Origin of the sequence: Serratia sp. EWG9, assembly GCF_019913725.1 — a bacterium.
Lineage (GTDB): Bacteria > Pseudomonadota > Gammaproteobacteria > Enterobacterales > Enterobacteriaceae > Serratia > Serratia ureilytica.
In genome coordinates, this window is sequence record NZ_JADNRO010000006.1 from 22,750 (window position 1) to 41,900 (window position 19,151).

The window sequence follows — 19,151 nt, forward strand, 5'->3', positions numbered from 1 at the left end:
GGGGTGTTAATTATAGTTGCAAATGATTATCATTAGTAAATGTGATCTGCAATCATTCGCAATTAAGTAAGCTAATGCCCCTATGTTAAGTCAGTCTTATCCCCCTCCGGCCTTTGCGCTGCCGCAGCCGCGCTGGGCGCGCGGCTTGCTGCTCGCCCTGGCGGCGCACGCGGCGTTGGTTCTGCTGTTTTATTGGCCGCAGACGGCGCTCGAGCCGGTCGAGCTGCCGCCGCCGGCGGTGATGATGAGCTGGGCGGCGCAGATTGAAGCGCCGGAAAGCAAACCGTTGCCGCTGGGCGTGCAGCAGGCGGAATCCGCTGCGGCGCAGCCGGCGGAGCAGCAGCAACAGCCGGATCTGCCCAAGCTGGCGCGCGCCGATAAAGCGAAGATCGTGACGGCGGACAAGAAGCGCGCCGAGCACCGTCCCCCGCAAAAAGCGCAGCCGAAGCCGCAGGAACAGGCGAAAGAGACGCGCAACGCCGCCGCGTCCAGCGCCGCCGCGCCGCAGGCGCAGACGCTCTCTCACCAAACCGCCGCCCCGATTAACAGCGACGCCAACAGCAACGCGCAGGCCAAGCTGTCGTGGGAGAGCCTGGTGAAGGGCAAACTGAACCGCATCAAAGAGTATCCCCTGGATGCCCGCAACCGCCGGCGCAGCGGCATGCCGCAGGTCAGTTTTAGCGTCGATGCGCAGGGGCGGGTGTCGAACGTGACCCTGCAGATCCGTTCCGGCACCGCGTCGCTGGATCGGGAAGCGGTGGCGGTGGTGTCGCGCGCGCAGCCGTTGCCGCCGCCGCCGCCGGAGATGCTGCAGCAGGGGGCCGTCAGGGTAAGGATGCCGATCGATTTCAATCTGGCGGAGCTGAATGCCCGCCGTTAATGCCCGCAGACGCGGCAGCGCCGCCGTCCGGCTCTTCAAACTTCGTGAGGGATTATGAATCCGCTGTTATTTACCCCGCGCCGTCGCATCGCGGCCGCGCTCTGGCTTTCTTTAGGCATCGCCGGCGCCGCGCTGGCGCAACCGCAGCCGCCGTTGGCGGAACGGGCGCCGAAAGCGCTGACGGCCCACGGCGAGACGCGTACCGACGATTACTACTGGCTGCGCGACGACAGCCGAAAAGATCAGAAGGTGCTGGACTACCTGAAGGCGGAGAACCGCTACACCGAGCAGATGATGGCGCCGTACCAGAAGCTGCGCGCCACGCTGTATCAGGAGATGCTGGGCCGCATGAACCCTGACGATCGTTCGGTGCCGTATCAGCTCAACGGCTATCGCTATCAGGAAAGCTACGCCGCCGGTAAAGATTTCGCGCGGTATCAGCGCCAGGCGCTCACCGCCGACGCGCCGTGGCAAACCTTACTGGACGCCAATCAGCGCGCGGCCGGCCATGCCTATTATCGCCTGGGGGCGCTGGACGTGAGCTTGGACAACCGCCGCCTGGCGGTGGCCGAAGATCTGCAGGGCCGCCGCCAATACCGCATCTCCCTGCGCGAGATAGACAGCGAACGCTGGTCGCCGGAAACGCTGGAAAACACCTCCGGCAACATGGTGTGGGCCAACGACAGCCAAACCCTGTTCTACGTGCGCAACCACCCGCAAACGCTGCTGCCGTACCAGGTCTACCGCCATCAGTACGGCACGCCGCCGGCGGAAGATAAACTGGTGTATCAGGAAAACGATCCGGCGTTCTACCTCAGCCTCGGCCGTTCTTCTTCGCGCGATTACCTGATTCTGACCATCAGCGGCAACACCACGTCCGAAGTGCGCCTGATCGACGCCAACCAGCCGCAGCGCGAGCCTCAGCTGTTCGCCGCCCGGCAAAACGGCCGCGAGTATTATCTCGATCACTACCGCGGCGAGTTCTATCTGCGTTCCAACCATCAGGATCCGAACTTCGGCCTGTACCGCACGGCGGCGGCGGGCAACCCCTGGCAGACGCTGATTGCGCCGCAGGCGCAGCACGAGGTGGAAAGCTTCAGCCTGTTCCGCGATTGGCTGGTGGTGCAGGAACGCGCCAACGGGCTGGTGCAGCTGCGGCAAATCAGCTGGGACGGCAAAACCGAGCGCGCCATCCCGTTCGACGACGCCAGCTACATGGCCTGGCTGGGCTATAACCCCGAGCCGGACAGCGATCGTTTGCGCTACGGCTATTCGGCGATGACCACGCCGACCCGCACCTATGAGTGGGATCTGAACAAGGGCGAGCGCACTCTGCTCAAGCAGCAGGAAGTGAAAGGCGTCGATCCGAGCCTGTATCACAGCGAGCGCATCTGGGTCGCGGCGCGCGACGGCGTGAAGGTGCCGGTCTCGCTGGTGTACCGCAAGTCGCTGTTCAAAAACGGGCATAACCCGCTGTTGGTGTACGGCTACGGCGCTTACGGCATGAGCATGGATCCGGCGTTCAGCGCCAACCGCATCAGCCTGCTGGATCGCGGCTTCGTCTATGCGCTGATCCACGTGCGCGGCGGCGGCGAACTGGGGCAGAGCTGGTACAAACAGGGCAAGCTGACGCACAAACCGAACAGCTTCAACGATTTCATCGACGCCACCCAGGCGCTGATCAACGGCGGCTACGGCCAGCCGGGGCGCATCTACGCCATGGGCGGCAGCGCCGGCGGTTTGCTGATGGGGGCGGTGATCAATCAGGCGCCGCAGCTCTACAACGCGGTGGTGGCGCAGGTGCCGTTCGTCGACGTGGTGACCACCATGCTGGACGACAGCATTCCGCTCACTACCGGCGAATACGAGGAGTGGGGCAACCCGCACCAGCCGGCCGCCTATGCGCTGATGAAGTCCTACAGCCCGTATGACAACGTGCGCAAACAGCGTTACCCGAACCTGCTGGTCACCAGCGGTTTATACGATTCGCAGGTGCAGTATTGGGAGCCGGCCAAATGGGTGGCGAAGCTGCGGCATTTCAAACAGGGCGATTCGCTGCTGCTGCTCTCCACCGACATGACCGCCGGCCACGGTGGCAAATCGGGCCGCCTGGCGCGGCTGGAAAACGGCGCGCTGGAGTACGCCTTTATTTTGGCGGCGGATCGGCAGGCGCAGAAATAACCTTCAGCGCCGCGGCACGCTGCGGCGCAATAAAACAATAACAATCTTTTACCGCGCTTTCGGCGGGCTTTTTGCTGGGCATTGTCGGCCATCAAACCTTATTGGCTATTTCTGGGGATATATGAAAATTAAAATGATAGCGAGCCTGATCGGCGCGGGACTGGTGCTGCACGGGCAGGCTGTGGCCGCGCAGGAACAGGCGGAAAATAATAAAGGCAGCGTGGCGTTCAGCCCGCTCAACGTCTCGGCCGCCGACGGCGGCAAAAGCAGCGAAAAAGACGCGTTGGCGAGGCCAGGCGCGTTCAGCTCGCGCGACGAGAACCAAAATCTGGAGTCGGTGGACAGCATTCTGCGCAGCATGCCGGGCACCTATACCCAGATCGACCCCGGTCAGGGATCGGTCAGCGTCAATATTCGCGGCCTGAGCGGCTTCGGCCGGGTCAACACCATGGTCGACGGCATCACGCAAAACTACTACGGCAACTCCCCGAGCGATGCAGCGCACGGCGGCATGCCCACCAGCCAGTTCGGGGCGCTGATCGATCCTAACTTTATCGTCGGCGTCGATGTGGCGCGCGGCAACGCCACCGGTTCCGACGGGGTGAATGCCTTGGCGGGCAGCGCCAATTTCCGCACCATCGGCGTGGATGACGTGGTGTTTTCCGATAACCCGTTCGGCGTACGCACCAAGTTCTCGGTGGGCAATAACGGCATCGGCCGCAGCGGCATGATCGCCGTGGGCGCCAAAACTGCCGCCTTTGCCGACGGCGGCAGCCTGGGGGCGATGGCGGCGATCAGCGGCAGCTCCATCACCTCTAACTACAAAAACGGCGCCGGTTTCGACAGCGAGATGTTCAACGTCGATAAAACCTACCGCCAGAACCCGAAATCCCAGCTGTTCAAAGTGGACATCAAGCCGGATGCCTTCAACAGCATCGAACTGTCGGCGCGCAGCTACCAGAATAAAATCACCCGCCGCCACATCGACAGCGACGATTTTTACCTCAAATACCACTACGCGCCGTTCTCGGAACTGATCGATTTCAAATTGACCGCCAGCACCAGTCGCGATGAGCAGAAGTTCATGTCCAACAACATGGCGGGGTTCAGCGACAGCACGGCGAAAAACATTTCCGATGCGCTGGATATCAACAACACCAGCCGTTTCAGCCTGCGGGATATTGATTTCGCCTTCAGCTACGGCGGCAAGCTGGTGCGCAACGAGTATAAGAAAAAGGCATCCGGGCTGGTGACGGATCAGGATCAGGCGGAAAGCATGCCGGTGGGCATTGCCGGCAAACAAGATATCTCCAGCCTGTACAGTGGGTTGCAGGCCAACTACGGCATTTGGCAGGGAAATTTCGACCTGAACTACACCGCCTATCGCCTCTCCGGCTACAAGCCGGCCTGTGATGAGCGCGTAGAGTGCTTCCCTCAGGGCGCCGGCACTATCAACCGCAACGAACACGGCTTCAACCCGTCGGTCATGCTGTCGGCGCAGGTGACGCCGTGGCTGCAGCCGTTCGTCAGCTACAGCAAGTCGATGCGCGGGCCGAATATCCAGGAAGTGTTCTTCGCCAACAGCGGCGGCCAGTCGATGAACCCGTTCCTGAAGGGTGAAAAAGCGGAGACCTGGCAGGGCGGGTTCAACGCCAATGCCCACGATCTGTTGTTCAAGCAGGACAGCTTCCAACTGAAAGCGGTCTATTTCGAAACCAAGATCAAAAACTACATATCCAGCCAAACCTACCTGGTGTGTAAAAACCGTCAGAAGTGCAACCGTTCGCAGGCGACGCAGGAAGAGTGGGATAACGCGGACATCAACGTCAGCATGACCATGTACAGCAATGCTCCCGATCCGGTCAAAACGCGCGGGGTGGAGCTTGAAGCGCTGTACGACGCCGGTTTCGCCTTCACCAAACTGTCGTTAAGCAAGGAGCATACCTCCCAGCCGACCAACCAGGCCAGCAACGTATTCGGCGCGGGCGATATCAGCGAGCTGCCGGAATTCTACTTCACGCTGGACAGCGGGGTGCGCCTGCTGGACGAAAAACTGACGCTGGGCGGGGTGGTGAAATACACCGGCAAGTCGGTGCGTCTGTCGCCAGACTCTGATTACGATGAGAATGAGCAGTTGCTGAAGGAGCCGGCGCCGCATATTCCGACCATTATCGATCTGTACGGCACCTATCAGGTGAATCGCAATCTGCTGCTGAAGCTCAGCGTGCAAAACCTGATGGACAGAGACTATTCGGACGCGCTGAACAAGATGAACTCGCTGCCGTCGCAGTCGCAGTATGAGACGCCGACCAACACCGCCCGTGGGCGCACCTATATCTTCGGCGGGGAGGTGCGCTTCTAAACCGCAGCAGAGCAGGGCGCAGTCACTGCGCCCGTTTCGCCTGCAGCAGCCATTTGTCCAGCTCGTTGGCGAACTGCTGGCGGTCGCGCTGGTTCAGGGCGTTCGGGCCGCCGGTCTGAATGCCGCTGGCGCGCAGGGTATCCATAAAATCGCGCATGTTGAGGCGCTCGCGAATGGTGTCCGGCGTATAGCGTTCGCCGCGCGGGTTCAGCGCCACCGCGCCTTTCTCAATCACCTCCGCTGCCAGCGGAATGTCGGCGGTGATCACCAGATCGCCCGCTTCGCAGCGGCGCACGATCTCGTTATCGGCCACGTCGAAGCCGGCCGCCACCTGCAGCGAACGGATGTACTTCGACGGCGGCGTGCGCAGCGGTTGGTTCGCCACCAGCGTCACGGTGATGGCGGTGCGATCGGCGGCGCGGAACAGCACTTCCTTGATCACGTTCGGACAGGCGTCCGCATCGACCCAAATCTGCATCATTTCGTCTCCCGCAGCCAGTCGCGCACCGGCAGGAAATCGCGCGCCAGCGCCGCTTCCGGGCTGTCGGCGTCCGGCTGGTAGTTATATTCCCAACGCACCAACGGCGGCATCGACATCAGGATGGACTCGGTGCGCCCGCCGGTTTGTAGCCCGAACAGCGTGCCGCGATCCCACACCAGGTTGAACTCCACATAGCGGCCGCGGCGATACAGCTGGAACTGGCGCTCGCGCTCGCCCCAGGTCAAGGCCTTGCGTTTTTCGACGATCGGCAGGTAGGCGTCGAGGAAGCCCTGGCCCACCGCGCGGGTGAAGGCGAAACAATGGTCGAAATCCGGGGTGTTAAGATCGTCGTAGAACAGGCCGCCGATGCCGCGCGCTTCGTTGCGATGCTTGATGAAAAAGTAATCGTCGCACCACTGTTTATATTTGGGGTAGACCTCGTCGCCGAACGGCGCGCACAGCTCGGCCGCGGTGCGGTGCCAGTGCACGGCATCCTCTGCGAAACCGTAGAACGGCGTCAGGTCAAAACCGCCGCCGAACCACCACACCGGCGCTTCGCCCGGCTTTTCAGCGATGAAAAAGCGTACGTTGGCGTGGCTGGTGGGCACGTAGGGGCTGAGCGGATGGATAACCAGGGAGACGCCCATCGCCTGGAAGCTGCGCCCGGCCAGTTCCGGACGGTGCGCGGTCGCCGAGGCCGGCAGGGTGGCGCCGGAGACGTGCGAGAAGTTGACCCCCGCCTGTTCGAACACCGCGCCGTTGGTCAGCACGCGGCTGCGGCCACCGCCGCCTTCTTCACGCGTCCATTGGTCTTCGGTGAACACGGCGCCGCCATCGGCCTGGGCGAGCTGCGCGCAGATATGATCCTGCAGCGCCAGCAGGAAGGATTTTACTTCAGCGATGTTAGGTAAACTCATGCGGGGTCTTTATAGCGTCTGGCTGAACAAGGCGCTGAGTATACTCTTATTCGCCGCCCGCGGCATCAGCGGGGTTTGCGTTGGTGTGCGTCGAAGTAGTCGAAGAAGTTGACGATGCCGTCCGCGATGGCGCGGGCGATTTTCTCGCGAAACGCGGTGGTGCCCAGCAGCCGTTCTTCGTTCGGGTTGGTGATGAACGAGGTTTCTACCAGCACCGAGGGAATGGACGGGGATTTCAACACCGCGAACGCCGCCTGTTCGGTGCTGTCGCTGTGCAGATGGTGTACCGGACGAATTTGGCCGAGCACGTGGCGGCCGAGCGTCAGGCTGTTGTTGATGGTGTCGGTTTGCACCAGATCGAACAGCACCTGCTGCAGGTAGTTGTCCTGATCCTTGTATTTGCCGCCCGCTACGTCGTCGGCGGCGTTTTCACGGTTGGACAGGTAGCGCGCCATGGCGCTGCTGGCGCCGCGGTTGGAGAGGGCGAATACCGAAGCGCCGGAGGCCGACGGGCTGGTAAAACCGTCGGCGTGAATGGAAATGAACAGATCGGCCTGGTGCTGGTGGGCGATCTCCACCCGCTGGAACAGCGGAATGAATTCGTCTTCTTCGCGCGTCAGGCGCGCCTCGATGTGATCGTGCTCATGCAGGAAACGGCGCACGTGGTTGGCGATTTCCAGCACGATGTGTTTTTCCTGCGAACCTTCGTGGCCGACCGCGCCGGAGTCGATGCCGCCGTGGCCGGGATCGATCATCACCCGCTTTTTGCCGCCGGCCGGTTTCGCCGCCGGTTTGCTGTGCTGATTGCGCAGCATGCCTTCCGCCTTGGCGCTTGGGTTTTTCACGCCGAACAGCGCTACCGCCAGGCCGGAAAGCAACAGTTGGCGTCGCGTCGGGGAAACGGCAAGCGGCTTAAAATTGAGGAATTGTTTACCCTGCTTTTTCATTACGCAACGCTCCATCGACGATTCTATTTCGCGACGTTATATCGTATTGATAATCATTAATCGACCCGATAACTATTTCCATTTATTACGCCTGTTACCGGCGATTTCGGGGCAAATAGCGCGGTAAATCGCAGTTTGATATTGCGTAAGTGAATAATCACGCGATAATCAGATAAACACCTTAATTAACAGCGGCCAACATCGATGGAAATTCGCGTATTTCGACAAGACGACTTTGAAGAAGTCATTACCCTGTGGGAGCGCTGCGATCTGCTGCGGCCCTGGAACGATCCGGAAATGGACATCGAGCGCAAGCTGAACCACGATCCTGAGCTGTTCCTGGTGGCGGAAGTCGGCGGCGAAGTGGTCGGTTCGGTGATGGGCGGCTATGACGGCCACCGCGGCTCGGCGTATTACCTCGGGGTGCATCCCGACTATCGTGGGCGCGGCATCGCCAATGCGTTGATCAATCGTCTGGAGAAGAAGCTGATCGCTCGCGGCTGCCCGAAGATCCAGATTATGGTGCGCGAAGACAACGACACGGTGGTCGAGATGTACGAGAAGCTCGGCTACGAGATCCAGGGCATCACCAGCCTGGGCAAGCGGCTGATCGAAGATCAGGAATATTGATCGAGCGGCGGGCGGCGGCGTTGCCCCGCCCGCCGCAACGCATTACGGCAGCTTTTTAACGGTTTTCACGTCCACTTCCACGCTGCTCCAGTCTTTATCCACTTTGCCTTCCAGCTGCACCTTGTCTTTCGGCGTGACGGTTTGGCCGTTCCAGCGCTTGCGATCGATCTCGACCGTCAGCGTGCCGGTGGCGTCGCGGAAGGTGTAGGTATCGTCGCCGATGCGCTGCTCGATGTTGCCTTGCAGCATCACCCAGGTGTCGTCGCTCAGCGATTTCACCTTGTCCACGGTGGTCAGCGCCGCGCTGGGGCCGGAGAAACCGCCCTGCGGAGCGGGTTGCGTTTGCGCCTGCGGCGCGGCCGGATCGAGGAACCCGCCTTGTTGCGCCAGTATCGGTGCGCTGCACAGCGCGATCAGAGCGGCCAGAGTCAGTTTTTTCATGTTGCGCTTCCTTATCGTTATTGAAAATCACATCCCGCTGATATCGGGGGCTTGCTTAGTGATAAGGATTAAAACACACCGATCTTAAGAGCTTCTTAAGTCGACGCATTGAAATTCCCATCGCCGGCGCCCATCTGTAGCCATAGTCTTTATTCTGTTGGCAAGGAACGAGCGTTGAAGCCATTCTCACCCCGGTTTTCCCCGGACGATTACGATCAGCACGGCGCGCTGCGGCTGCCGCTGGGATTTTGGGCCGTGCTGATTTTGCAGGCGCGCACCTGGCTGTTGTTCGTGATGGCCGGCGCTTCGCGCGAGCAGGGCGAAAGCTTGTTGGCGTTGTTTTATCCGGATACCCAACGCTTTTGGTACGGCATGCTGCTCGGTCTGCCGGCGGCGCTGGCGTTTTTGCTGAGCGGCCGTCGCCACCAATGGCCGCGGCTGTGGCGCGGTTGGCGCTGGGGGCTGGCTGTCTCGCTGCTGGCGTCGTTCGGCGGCTCGCTGTTCAGCCTGTGGCGCCAGGATGGCGATGCGCCGGGGCTGGAGCTGACGTTGGCGCTGCTCGACGCGCTGGCGCTGAGCTATCTGCTGCTGAACGCACGTCTGAAAGCCTGTTTCGCGTCGGCGGAGCGCGCCGACTAATTGCCGAGAAGTGCGGCACTTTTCGCATTTTCCGCACTCCAAGCTGGCAACCGTTGGCGTAGTGCGGGCCGTTGTGAGAGGCTGGCACGCAGCAAAACGCCGAATGCGGCAGGAGCGGGTGACCCGCCCCGTGCCATTGATGTCTAAGGAGCTAGAGATGAATATTCGCCCCCTGTTGTTAGGGCTTCCGCTGTTACTGACCGGCTGTTCGAGCATGTCCAATTTCTCCTGGTCCAGCCTGTCGCCGTTCAACTGGTTCGGCAGCAGCCTGGAAGTCGGCGCCAAGGGCGTCGGCAAGCTCAACGCCGGCACGCCGATGTCGGAAAGCGCCATCAACGACGGGCTGGACGGCAACTACCGCCTGCGCGGCGGCATGGCGACCAACAACGGCCAGATCGTCTCTTATTATCAGGCGCTGTCCGGCGACGAGGTGAAGCTGGTGATCACCGGCGAACCGAAAGGGCGCCTGCAGCGGGTGGACGTGCTGGATCCGAAAGTGGCGACGGAGTGGGGCAACAAGCTCGGCACGCCGTTCGGCGACATGTACAGCAAGGCGTTCGGCTCCTGTAAGCCGGGCAGCGGCGAAGACGCCGGTAAAGTGGAGTGCGTGGCGGAGCAGAGCAAATACGTCACCTACATCTTCAGCGGCAAGTGGGCCGGCGCGCAGGATATCATCCCGCCGGACGACACCCTGAAAAGCTGGACGGTCAGCAAAATCATTTGGCACGCCAAGCCGCAGCAGTAACGCGTTCAACGGGCGCCGGTTCCCGGCGCCTGCTTGTCCAAATCATTACCCCTATTTTCTTTGCGCTGCTGCAAGGCAATCGCCTGTGCTTGCGGTATGATAGCGCGCGTTTGTAACAGGGACCCCGCGCGTCAACCGCCATACCTTACCTGTTGCCGGATTCTGGTATTGAGGATAACAACATGACACAGGTTCAGAGCGGCATTCTGCTGGAGCACTGCCGTTTCGCCATTTTTATGGAAGCCAGCGTACAGGGCGAATTCGCCGATTTGCGCCAGGGCTGCAAACAGTTTTGTCAGACGCTGAGCGAGCTGCAGCAGCAGTTCCCCGATGCGCGCCTCGGCGCGGTGATCGCTTTCGGCTACGACGTCTGGCACGATCTCTCCAGCGGCCAGGGCGCGAAAGAGCTGAAGCCATTCACGCCGCTCGGCAAAGGGCTGGCGCCGGCCACCCAGCGCGATATGCTGATCCACATCCAGTCGCTGCGCCACGACGTCAACTTCACGCTGGCGCAGGCCGCGCTGGCGGCGTTCGGCAACGTCATCAAGATTGAGGAAGAAACCCACGGTTTCCGCTGGGTGGAAGAGCGCGATCTGAGCGGCTTCATCGACGGCACCGAAAACCCGCAGGGCGACCAACGCCCGGCAGTGGCGACGATCGCCGAAGGTGAAGAGGACGCTGGTGGCAGCTACGTGCTGGTGCAACGCTACGAGCACAACCTGCGCCAGTGGCAGCGCTTTACCACCGAACAGCAGGAGCAGATCATCGGCCGCACCAAGCACGACAGCGAAGAGCTGCCGGCGGATCGGCGCCCGGATACCTCCCACGTCAGCCGCGTCGATCTGAAAGAGAACGGCAAAGGCCTGAAAATTCTGCGCCAGAGCCTGCCTTACGGCACCGCCAGCGGCAAGCACGGCCTGTTCTTCATCGCCTATTGCGCGCGCCTGCACAATATCGAGCAGCAACTGCTGAGCATGTTCGGCGATCTGGACGGCAAACGCGACGCGATGCTGCGTTTCAGCCGTGCGGTCACCGGCAGCTACTACTTTGCGCCATCGCTGACGCGCCTGCTGTCACTTTGACGCCGTTGCCGAAGCCGGCGCGTCCGGCTTCGGTCTGTTTTCCCGCCCCAAAACGCCTCGCATTGCCTGCCTTATAGCGTTTGATGCTTGTAAATCACTAAACGGTATATAAAAGCGTTACAGCTCCGCACCGAGTTATAAATACACTGGTCGTCAATAAGGCGAAAGCCTGAAGGAATGACTCAGTGATAAGGTGCAGAATGAAACAAAACCGGGTTAAAAATCTCGTGCTGAAAGGTTGGCTGGCGGCTGCGCTGTTGGCGAGCGGCGCCGCGTCGGCGGCGGAATTGCTGAACAGCTCTTATGACGTTTCCCGTGAATTGTTCGTCGCGCTGAATCCCGGCTTTGAACAGCAGTGGAATCAGCAGCATCCGAATGACAAGCTGACCATCAAACAATCGCACGCCGGCTCGTCGAAGCAGGCGTTGGCGATCCTGCAGGGCCTGCGCGCCGACGTGGTGACCTACAACCAGGTCACCGACGTACAGATCCTGCACGATCGCGGGCAGCTGATCCCGGCGGACTGGCAGTCGCGTCTGCCGAACAACAGCTCGCCGTTCTATTCCACCATGGCGTTTCTGGTGCGCAAGGACAACCCGAAGGGCATCCACACCTGGAACGATCTGGTGCGTGACGACGTGAAGCTGGTGTTCCCGAACCCGAAAACCTCCGGCAACGGCCGTTACACCTATCTGGCCGCCTGGGGCGCCGCCAGCCAGGCCGACGGCAACGATGCGGCCAAGACCCGCGCCTTCATGACCCGTTTCCTGAAAAACGTGTTGGTGTTCGATACCGGCGGCCGCGGCGCGACCACCACCTTCGTCGAGCGCGGTTTGGGCGACGTGCTGATCAGCTTCGAGTCCGAAGTGAACAACATCCGCAAGCAATACGGTGAAGACAAGTACGAAGTGATCGTGCCGCCGGTCGATATTCTGGCGGAGTTCCCGGTGGCCTGGGTCGACAAAAACGTCGCGCGCAACGGCACCCAACAGGCGGCCAAAGCCTATCTGAACTATCTCTACAGCCCGGCGGCGCAGCAGGTGATCACCAGTTTCTACTACCGCGTGTATGACCAGAAAGCGATGGCGGCGGCCAAGGGGCAATTCCCGGACACCCAACTGTTCCGCGTGGAAGATCAATTCGGCGGCTGGCCGCAGGTGATGAAAACCCACTTCGCCACCGGCGGCGAGCTGGATCAGCTGTTAGCGGCAGGGCGCAAGTAAATGTTGGCGTTGTCGTCCAGTAAGCGGGTGCTGCCCGGATTTGGCCTCAGCCTCGGCAGCAGCCTGTTTTATACCTGTTTGATCCTGCTGCTGCCGCTCAGTGCGCTGGTGATGCAGCTGGCGCAGATGAGCCTGGCGCAATATTGGGAAGTGATTTCCAACCCGCAGGTGGTGGCGGCGTATAAAGTGACGCTGCTGGCGGCCGCTGTCGCCAGCCTGTTCAATGCGGTGTTCGGCATGCTGATGGCCTGGATCCTGACGCGCTACCGCTTTCCCGGCCGTTCGCTGCTGGATGGACTGATCGACCTGCCGTTCGCGCTGCCGACGGCGGTAGCCGGCCTGACGCTGGCCGGTCTGTTTTCCACCACGGGCTGGTACGGGCAGTGGCTGGCGCACTTCGACATCAAAGTCACCTTCACCTGGCTTGGGATCGCGGTGGCGATGGCGTTCACCAGTCTGCCGTTTGTGGTGCGTACCGTGCAGCCGGTGCTGGAAGAGTTAGGGCCGGAGTACGAAGAGGCGGCCGAGACGCTGGGCGCCACGCGCTGGCAGAGTTTTCGCCGCGTCGTGCTGCCTGAAGTGGCGCCGGCGCTGCTGGCCGGCACCGCCATTTCCTTTACCCGTAGTCTGGGCGAGTTCGGGGCGGTGATTTTCATCGCCGGCAACATCGCCTGGAAGACGGAAGTGACCTCGCTGATGATTTTTGTGCGTTTGCAGGAGTTCGATTACCCGGCGGCCAGCGCCATCGCCTCGGTGATCCTGGCGGCGTCGCTGCTGCTGTTGTTCAGCATTAACGTATTGCAAAGCCGCTTCGGCAGACGTTTGGGAGGAGGGCACTGATGGCTGATATTTCCGCCTTCAACGGCGCCGAGCGCCCGCGCGTCAACTGGGGCAAGTGGACGCTGATCGCCATCGGCACGCTGTTTTCGGCGCTGCTGCTGGTGGTGCCGATGATATCGATTTTCGCCGAGGCCTTTTCCAAAGGGTTCGGCGCGATGTGGAGCAACTTGCTCGATCCGGACATGCTGCACGCCATTTGGCTGACGGTCTTGATCGCGCTGATCACCGTGCCGTTCAACCTGGTGTTCGGCACGTTGCTGGCGTGGCTGGTGACGCGCTTCACCTTCCCCGGCCGCCAGCTGTTGCTGACGCTGATCGATATCCCGTTCGCCGTTTCACCGGTGGTGGCGGGGCTGATTTACCTGCTGTTTTACGGCAGCAACGGCCTGCTGGGCGGCTGGCTGGATGCGCATAACATTCAGGTGATGTTCTCCTGGCCGGGCATGGTGCTGGTGACCATTTTCGTCACCTGTCCCTTCGTGGTGCGCGAGCTGGTGCCGATGATGCTCAGCCAGGGCAGCCAGGAAGATGAGGCCGCCATTCTGCTGGGAGCGTCCGGCTGGCAAATGTTCCGCCGCGTGACGCTGCCCAACATTCGCTGGGCGCTGCTGTACGGCCTGGTGCTGACCAACGCGCGCGCCATCGGTGAGTTCGGCGCGGTGTCGGTGGTGTCCGGTTCGATTCGCGGCGAAACCTACAGCCTGCCGCTGCAGGTCGAGCTGTTGCAGCAGGATTACAACACCGTCGGGGCCTTTACCGCCGCCGCCCTGTTGACCCTGATGGCGATCGTTACCCTATTTTTGAAGAGCGCGCTGCAGTGGCGTCTGGAACGTCAAAACGCGCGTCTCGAGCGGGAGGAAAATCATGAGCATTGAGATTAACGGCATCAACAAGTACTTCGGTCGCACCAAGGTATTGAACGATATCTCGCTCGATATTGCTTCCGGCGAAATGGTGGCGCTGCTCGGGCCGTCCGGTTCCGGCAAGACCACGCTGCTGCGCATCATCGCCGGGCTGGAAAGCCAGAGCGGCGGCAAGCTGGGCTTCCACGGCACCGACGTCAGCCACATGCACGCGCGCGACAGGCGCGTGGGCTTCGTATTTCAGCACTATGCACTGTTCCGCCACATGACGGTGTTCGACAACATCGCCTTCGGCCTGACCGTGTTGCCGCGCCGCGAGCGCCCGAACGCCGCGGCGATCAAACAGAAAGTCACCCAGCTGCTGGAAATGGTGCAGCTGGGCCACCTGGCCAACCGCTATCCGTCGCAGCTGTCCGGCGGCCAGAAACAGCGCGTGGCGCTGGCGCGCGCCCTGGCGGTGGAACCGCAGATTCTGCTGCTGGACGAACCGTTCGGCGCGCTGGATGCGCAGGTGCGCAAAGAGCTGCGCCGCTGGCTGCGTCAGCTGCATGAAGAGCTGAAATTCACCAGCGTGTTCGTCACCCACGATCAGGAAGAGGCGATGGAAGTGGCCGACCGCATCGTGGTGATGAGCCAGGGCAATATCGAACAGGTCGGGTCGCCGAACGACATCATGCGCGAACCGGCGAGCCGCTTTGTGCTGGAATTCATGGGGGAAGTGAACCGCCTGAACGGCGAAATTCGCGGCTCCCAGCTGTTCGTCGGCGCGCATCAGTGGCCGTTGTCGTTCCAGCCGATGCACCAGGGCAGCGTCGATCTGTTCCTGCGCCCGTGGGAAATGGAAGTGGCGACCGAAAGCAGCGAACGTTGCCCGCTGCCGGTTCAGGTGCTGGAAGTCAGTCCGCGCGGCCATTTCTGGCAGTTGACGGTGCAGCCGATCGGCTGGCACCAGGAACCGATCAGCGTGGTGCTGCCGGAAGGCAACGCCACGCCGGTGCGCGGCGGCCGTTATTACGTCGGCAGCCTCAATGCGCGGCTGTATGCCGGCGATCAACTGCTGCAACCTGTTGCGTTAGCCAAAAGCGCCTGATAGGTTTTAGCAGCCCTTTATTCAAGGCAACCCCAGGGTTGCCTTTTTACTTTACGCACACCAACACACAGGCAAAGATCGTGACAACGCTCGAACAATGCATCGGGAATACCCCGCTGGTAAAACTGCAACGGCTGGCCGCCCAGGCGGGCAGCGAGGTATGGGTCAAACTGGAAGGCAACAACCCGGCGGGATCGGTGAAGGATCGCGCTGCGTTGGCGATGATCCAGCAGGCGGAGCTGCGCGGTGAGATCAGGCCCGGCGACGTGCTGATTGAGGCCACCAGCGGCAACACCGGCATTGCGCTGGCGATGATCGCTGCATTGAAAGGCTATACGCTGAAGCTGCTGATGCCGGAGAACATGAGCCTGGAGCGGCAGGCGGCGATGCGCGCCTACGGCGCCGAGCTGATCCTGGTCAGCCGTGAGCAGGGCATGGAAGGGGCGCGCGATCTGGCGCTGGAGATGCAGCGTCAGGGGCAGGGCAAGGTGCTGGATCAGTTCAACAACCTGGACAATCCCTACGCCCATTTCACTACCACCGGCCCGGAGATTTGGCGCCAAACCGAAGGGCGCATCACGCATTTCGTTTCCAGCATGGGCACCACCGGCACCATTACCGGCGTGGGCGGTTACCTGAAAAGCCAGAATCCGCAGGTGCAGATCATCGGCCTGCAGCCGGCGGAGGGCAGCAGCATCCCCGGCATTCGCCGCTGGGCGCCCGCTTACCTGCCGGGTATTTTCCGCCCGGAGCTGGTGGATCAGGTGCTGGATATCGAACAGGGCGATGCCGAGCAGACCATGCGCCAGCTGGCGCAGCGTGAAGGCATCTTCTGCGGCGTCAGTTCCGGTGGCGCGGTGGTCGGCGCCTTGCGCGTCGCCGCGGCTCACCCCGGCAGCGTGGTGGTGGCGATCGTCTGCGATCGCGGCGATCGCTACCTTTCAACCGGCGTGTTCGGCTGAGCGCGCCCTCCCGGCGGTGTGTTCCGTCGGGAAAACCTTTCCTCCTTTCCTTTCGACAGACGGCAGCCCCGCTTGCGGCGGCTGCCGCTTGCCCGTGCGCCAATGCCATGACTGAAGTAGAGAAATCGCGCGGCAGCGGCCACAATAACGGTGACGAGACGCCAAGAGCGATGTGTAAGGATTGAGTAAAACCGGCTGCGGACCGGCGAAATTGGCGGGAAAATAACGAAAATCGGTGAAGGAGCAAGGCATGAAAATTTTACTGGTCGACGATGACCTGGAGCTTGGCACCATGCTGAGCGAATACCTGACGGGCGAAGGTTTCGACGCCAAGCTGGTGCTGACCGGCAAGGCGGGGGTAGAGGGCGCGCTGTCGGGCGACTATACCGCGATGATCCTCGACATCATGCTGCCGGATATGAGCGGCATCGACGTGCTGCGCGACGTGCGCAAAAAGAGCCGGCTGCCGATCATCATGCTGACCGCCAAAGGTGACAACATCGATCGGGTGATTGGTCTGGAGATGGGCGCCGACGATTACATGCCCAAACCCTGCTATCCGCGCGAATTGGTGGCGCGTTTGCGCGCGGTGCTGCGCCGTTTCGAAGAACGGCCGCAAGAAGCGGACGACGAGGCCGCCATCAGCGTTGGCGAGCTGACGTTAAACCCTTCAACCCGCAGCAGCGAATGGCGCGGCAAGGCGTTCGATCTGACCGCTTCGGAATTCAATCTGTTGGAGCTGTTGCTGCGCGCGCCGGACCGCGTGGTGTCGAAGGACGAATTGTCCGAGAAGGGGCTGGGGCGCCCGCGTGAAGCCTATGACCGCAGCGTGGATGTGCATATCAGCAATATCCGCCAGAAGCTGAGCGCGTTGGCCGGCAATACGCTGAGCATCGAAACGGTGCGCAGCATCGGCTATCGCATCCGGTAACCTGACATGCGCGGAAGACTGTTCTGGAAAATTTTGCTCGGCTTTTGGCTGACCTTTCTCATCATGACGCAGGCCCTGTGGGTGGCGTTTTCTCTTTATGGCGATCGCTATGTGCCGCCGGAGAACGCCATGGCGCGGCGGGCGATCGGCCTGCAGCTGACCTCCGCCGCCACCCAATTGCGCAGCGGCGGCATGCCGGCGCTGGAAGCGCTGATGCGCGACTGGCCCGAGGACGACAGGCGTCTGCTGTCGGTAACGCCGATGACCCAACCGCCGCCGCCCGCGCCGGAAGAACCGCTGTTTGAAGGGCGGCGGATGCCGAAAGCGATTTCCGCCTGGGTGCAGACCGGGGAAGGGCAGGGATACTGGCTGAGTTATAACGTGCGCGGGCTGCGGGAAGAGTATCGGCCGGAGCGGCGTTCCCATTTCTTCAACATTCCTGCGCCGATGTTGTGGGTCGGCGGGCTGGGCGGTTTGCTGTTCAGCGCCGTATTGGCCTGGAACCTGACCCGGCCGATGCGTCAGCTGCGCGGCGGCCTGGATCGGGTGGCGCAGGGCGATCTGTCGGTGCGGCTGTTCCCGAAAATGCGGCGCCGTCATGACGAGCTGTCCGACGTGGCGCGCGATTTCGACACCATGGCCGAGCGGCTGGAACTGCTGGTCAGCGCCCGCGAGCAGCTGTTGCACGATGTCTCGCACGAACTGCGTTCGCCGCTGGCGCGCCTGCAGTTGGCGATCGGCCTGGCGCGGCAGAATGCCGGCAACGTCGAAACCTCGCTCAAGCGCATCGAACATGAGTCGGGGCGGCTGGATAAAATGATCGGCGAGCTGCTGGCGCTGTCGCGCACCGAACACAGCAGCCTGCCGGACGAGGAGTACTTCGATCTGTACGGCCTGGTGGACGCGGTGGTGAGCGATGCGCGCTACGAGGCGCAGGTGCCCGGCGTGGAGATCGTGCTGCAGGCCGAGTCGGACGTGGAGTATACCGTCAAGGGCAATGCGGAGCTGATGCGGCGCGCGGTGGACAACATCGTGCGCAATGCGCTGCGCTTTTCCAGCCAGGGCCAGCGGGTGACGGTGGCGCTGTCGCGCATCGACAACCAGTTCCAGCTCGCCGTCAGCGATCAGGGGCCGGGCGTAGAGGAGTCGAAACTGTCGAGCATCTTCGATCCATTCGTGCGCGTGAAGTCGGCGCAGTCGGGCAAGGGCTACGGCCTGGGGCTGGCGATTACCCGCAAGGTGGTATTGGCGCACGGCGGCCAGGTTGAGGCGCGCAACGGCGACAGAGAGGGGCTGGTCATTACCCTGCGTATCCCGCGCTGGTCGTCATAACGTAGCGAGATTGGGATACGACGAAGGGGATAAAAAAAAACGGCGCCGAGGGCGCCGTTTATCTTGCTCATTCGCGATTACTTCTTGATGCGGATGATCGGGGTTTCGCCAACGGTCACGCTGCCGGACAGTTTGATCAGCTCTTTGATCTCGTCCATGTTGGAGATAACGACCGGCGTCAGGGTAGACTTGGCTTTCTCTTCCAGCAGTGGCAAGTTGAACTCGATAACGACGTCACCTTTCTTGACGCGCTGACCTTCTTCGGCGATGCGTTTGAAGCCTTCGCCTTTCAGTTCTACGGTATCGATGCCGAAGTGGACGAACAGCTCAATGCCGCTGTCGGATTCGATAGAGAATGCATGGTTGGTTTCGAAAATCTTACCGATGGTGCCGTCAACCGGAGCAACCATTTTGTTGCCGGCCGGTTTGATGGCGATACCGTCGCCAACGATTTTTTCAGCGAACACTACGTCCGGCACATCTTCGATATTGACGATTTCGCCAGAAAGGGGAGCGACGATCTCGATAGTGCCCGTGTCTTTCTTGTCATCAGAAACCAGAGATTTCAGTTTATCAAACAAACCCATGATCTTCTCCTAAGCATT

Annotated in this window: 19 protein-coding genes; 14 read left to right on the forward strand and 5 right to left on the reverse strand. The window is 61.4% G+C overall.

The window, feature by feature from the left end:
* Positions 1-82 precede the first annotated feature (82 nt).
* The 3 genes from ITX55_RS14635 to ITX55_RS14645 all read left to right on the forward strand — a co-directional run bounded on the left by ITX55_RS14635 (position 83) and on the right by ITX55_RS14645 (position 5,423).
* On the forward strand, positions 83-880 hold the full coding sequence (locus ITX55_RS14635) for an energy transducer TonB (protein WP_094143245.1): 798 nt from the start codon (positions 83-85) through the stop codon (positions 878-880).
* 54 nt (positions 881-934) lie between these two features.
* Positions 935-3,061, forward strand: a complete 2,127-nt coding sequence (locus ITX55_RS14640) for a S9 family peptidase (RefSeq protein WP_223085191.1) — start codon at positions 935-937, stop codon at positions 3,059-3,061.
* A 121-nt stretch (positions 3,062-3,182) separates the two neighbouring features.
* Positions 3,183-5,423, forward strand: coding sequence for a TonB-dependent receptor domain-containing protein (locus ITX55_RS14645; protein ID WP_223085192.1), 2,241 nt, complete (start codon positions 3,183-3,185; stop codon positions 5,421-5,423).
* A gap of 22 nt (positions 5,424-5,445) precedes the next feature.
* Here the strand turns inward: ITX55_RS14645 and ITX55_RS14650 are convergent, their stop codons facing one another.
* The 3 genes from ITX55_RS14650 to amiA all read right to left on the reverse strand — a co-directional run bounded on the left by ITX55_RS14650 (position 5,446) and on the right by amiA (position 7,768).
* Positions 5,446-5,901 carry a YaiI/YqxD family protein gene (locus tag ITX55_RS14650; RefSeq protein WP_004936514.1) on the reverse strand — a complete coding sequence of 152 codons (456 nt, stop codon included), beginning with the start codon at positions 5,899-5,901 and terminating at the stop codon, positions 5,446-5,448.
* On the reverse strand, positions 5,901-6,821 hold the full coding sequence (hemF, locus tag ITX55_RS14655; protein WP_069100654.1) for an oxygen-dependent coproporphyrinogen oxidase: 921 nt from the start codon (positions 6,819-6,821) through the stop codon (positions 5,901-5,903). The genes ITX55_RS14650 and hemF overlap by 1 nt, the downstream gene beginning before the upstream one ends.
* A 65-nt stretch (positions 6,822-6,886) precedes the next feature.
* On the reverse strand, positions 6,887-7,768 hold the full coding sequence (amiA, locus tag ITX55_RS14660; RefSeq protein ID WP_033652564.1) for an N-acetylmuramoyl-L-alanine amidase AmiA: 882 nt from the start codon (positions 7,766-7,768) through the stop codon (positions 6,887-6,889).
* Between the two features lie 204 nt (positions 7,769-7,972).
* Between amiA and ITX55_RS14665 the strand changes: the two genes are divergently transcribed.
* Positions 7,973-8,398 carry a GNAT family acetyltransferase gene (locus ITX55_RS14665; protein ID WP_004936504.1) on the forward strand — a complete coding sequence of 142 codons (426 nt, stop codon included), beginning with the start codon at positions 7,973-7,975 and terminating at the stop codon, positions 8,396-8,398.
* 42 nt (positions 8,399-8,440) lie between these two features.
* Here ITX55_RS14665 and ITX55_RS14670 read toward each other — a convergent pair whose 3' ends face one another.
* Entirely contained in the window at positions 8,441-8,839 is a 399-nt protein-coding gene (locus tag ITX55_RS14670; RefSeq protein ID WP_108681693.1) for a YgiW/YdeI family stress tolerance OB fold protein, read from the reverse strand.
* 174 nt (positions 8,840-9,013) lie between these two features.
* On the opposite strand from ITX55_RS14670, the gene ITX55_RS14675 reads away from it, so the two are divergent.
* The 10 genes from ITX55_RS14675 (at position 9,014) to ITX55_RS14720 (ending at position 18,546) form a co-directional block, all read left to right on the forward strand.
* Complete coding sequence (locus ITX55_RS14675) at positions 9,014-9,478, forward strand: DUF2919 domain-containing protein (RefSeq protein WP_108681691.1); 465 nt, start codon at positions 9,014-9,016, stop codon at positions 9,476-9,478.
* Between the two features lie 157 nt (positions 9,479-9,635).
* Positions 9,636-10,223, forward strand: coding sequence for an RpoE-regulated lipoprotein (locus ITX55_RS14680; RefSeq protein WP_004936494.1), 588 nt, complete (start codon positions 9,636-9,638; stop codon positions 10,221-10,223).
* Between the two features lie 182 nt (positions 10,224-10,405).
* Positions 10,406-11,305 (forward strand): Dyp-type peroxidase, encoded by a 900-nt coding sequence (locus ITX55_RS14685; protein ID WP_033643968.1) that lies wholly within the window; start codon positions 10,406-10,408, stop codon positions 11,303-11,305.
* Between the two features lie 200 nt (positions 11,306-11,505).
* Complete coding sequence (locus ITX55_RS14690; protein ID WP_108681689.1) at positions 11,506-12,528, forward strand: sulfate ABC transporter substrate-binding protein; 1,023 nt, start codon at positions 11,506-11,508, stop codon at positions 12,526-12,528.
* Positions 12,529-13,368, forward strand: coding sequence for a sulfate/thiosulfate ABC transporter permease CysT (gene cysT / locus ITX55_RS14695; RefSeq protein WP_033652561.1), 840 nt, complete (start codon positions 12,529-12,531; stop codon positions 13,366-13,368).
* Entirely contained in the window at positions 13,368-14,243 is an 876-nt protein-coding gene (gene cysW / locus ITX55_RS14700; RefSeq protein WP_108681687.1) for a sulfate/thiosulfate ABC transporter permease CysW, read from the forward strand. The genes cysT and cysW overlap by 1 nt, the downstream gene beginning before the upstream one ends.
* Positions 14,233-15,321 (forward strand): sulfate/thiosulfate ABC transporter ATP-binding protein CysA, encoded by a 1,089-nt coding sequence (gene cysA, locus ITX55_RS14705; RefSeq protein ID WP_108681685.1) that lies wholly within the window; start codon positions 14,233-14,235, stop codon positions 15,319-15,321. Before cysW ends, cysA begins: the two co-directional genes overlap by 11 nt.
* An 80-nt stretch (positions 15,322-15,401) precedes the next feature.
* Positions 15,402-16,283, forward strand: a complete 882-nt coding sequence (cysM, locus tag ITX55_RS14710) for a cysteine synthase CysM (RefSeq protein ID WP_033644334.1) — start codon at positions 15,402-15,404, stop codon at positions 16,281-16,283.
* 250 nt (positions 16,284-16,533) lie between these two features.
* On the forward strand, positions 16,534-17,214 hold the full coding sequence (locus tag ITX55_RS14715; protein WP_033643964.1) for a response regulator transcription factor: 681 nt from the start codon (positions 16,534-16,536) through the stop codon (positions 17,212-17,214).
* A 6-nt stretch (positions 17,215-17,220) separates the two neighbouring features.
* A complete protein-coding gene (locus ITX55_RS14720) occupies positions 17,221-18,546 on the forward strand; it encodes an ATP-binding protein (protein ID WP_042785155.1) in 1,326 nt (441 codons plus the stop codon).
* Between the two features lie 77 nt (positions 18,547-18,623).
* Here the strand turns inward: ITX55_RS14720 and crr are convergent, their stop codons facing one another.
* Positions 18,624-19,133, reverse strand: a complete 510-nt coding sequence (gene crr, locus ITX55_RS14725; RefSeq protein ID WP_004936467.1) for a PTS glucose transporter subunit IIA — start codon at positions 19,131-19,133, stop codon at positions 18,624-18,626.
* Positions 19,134-19,151 lie beyond the last annotated feature (18 nt).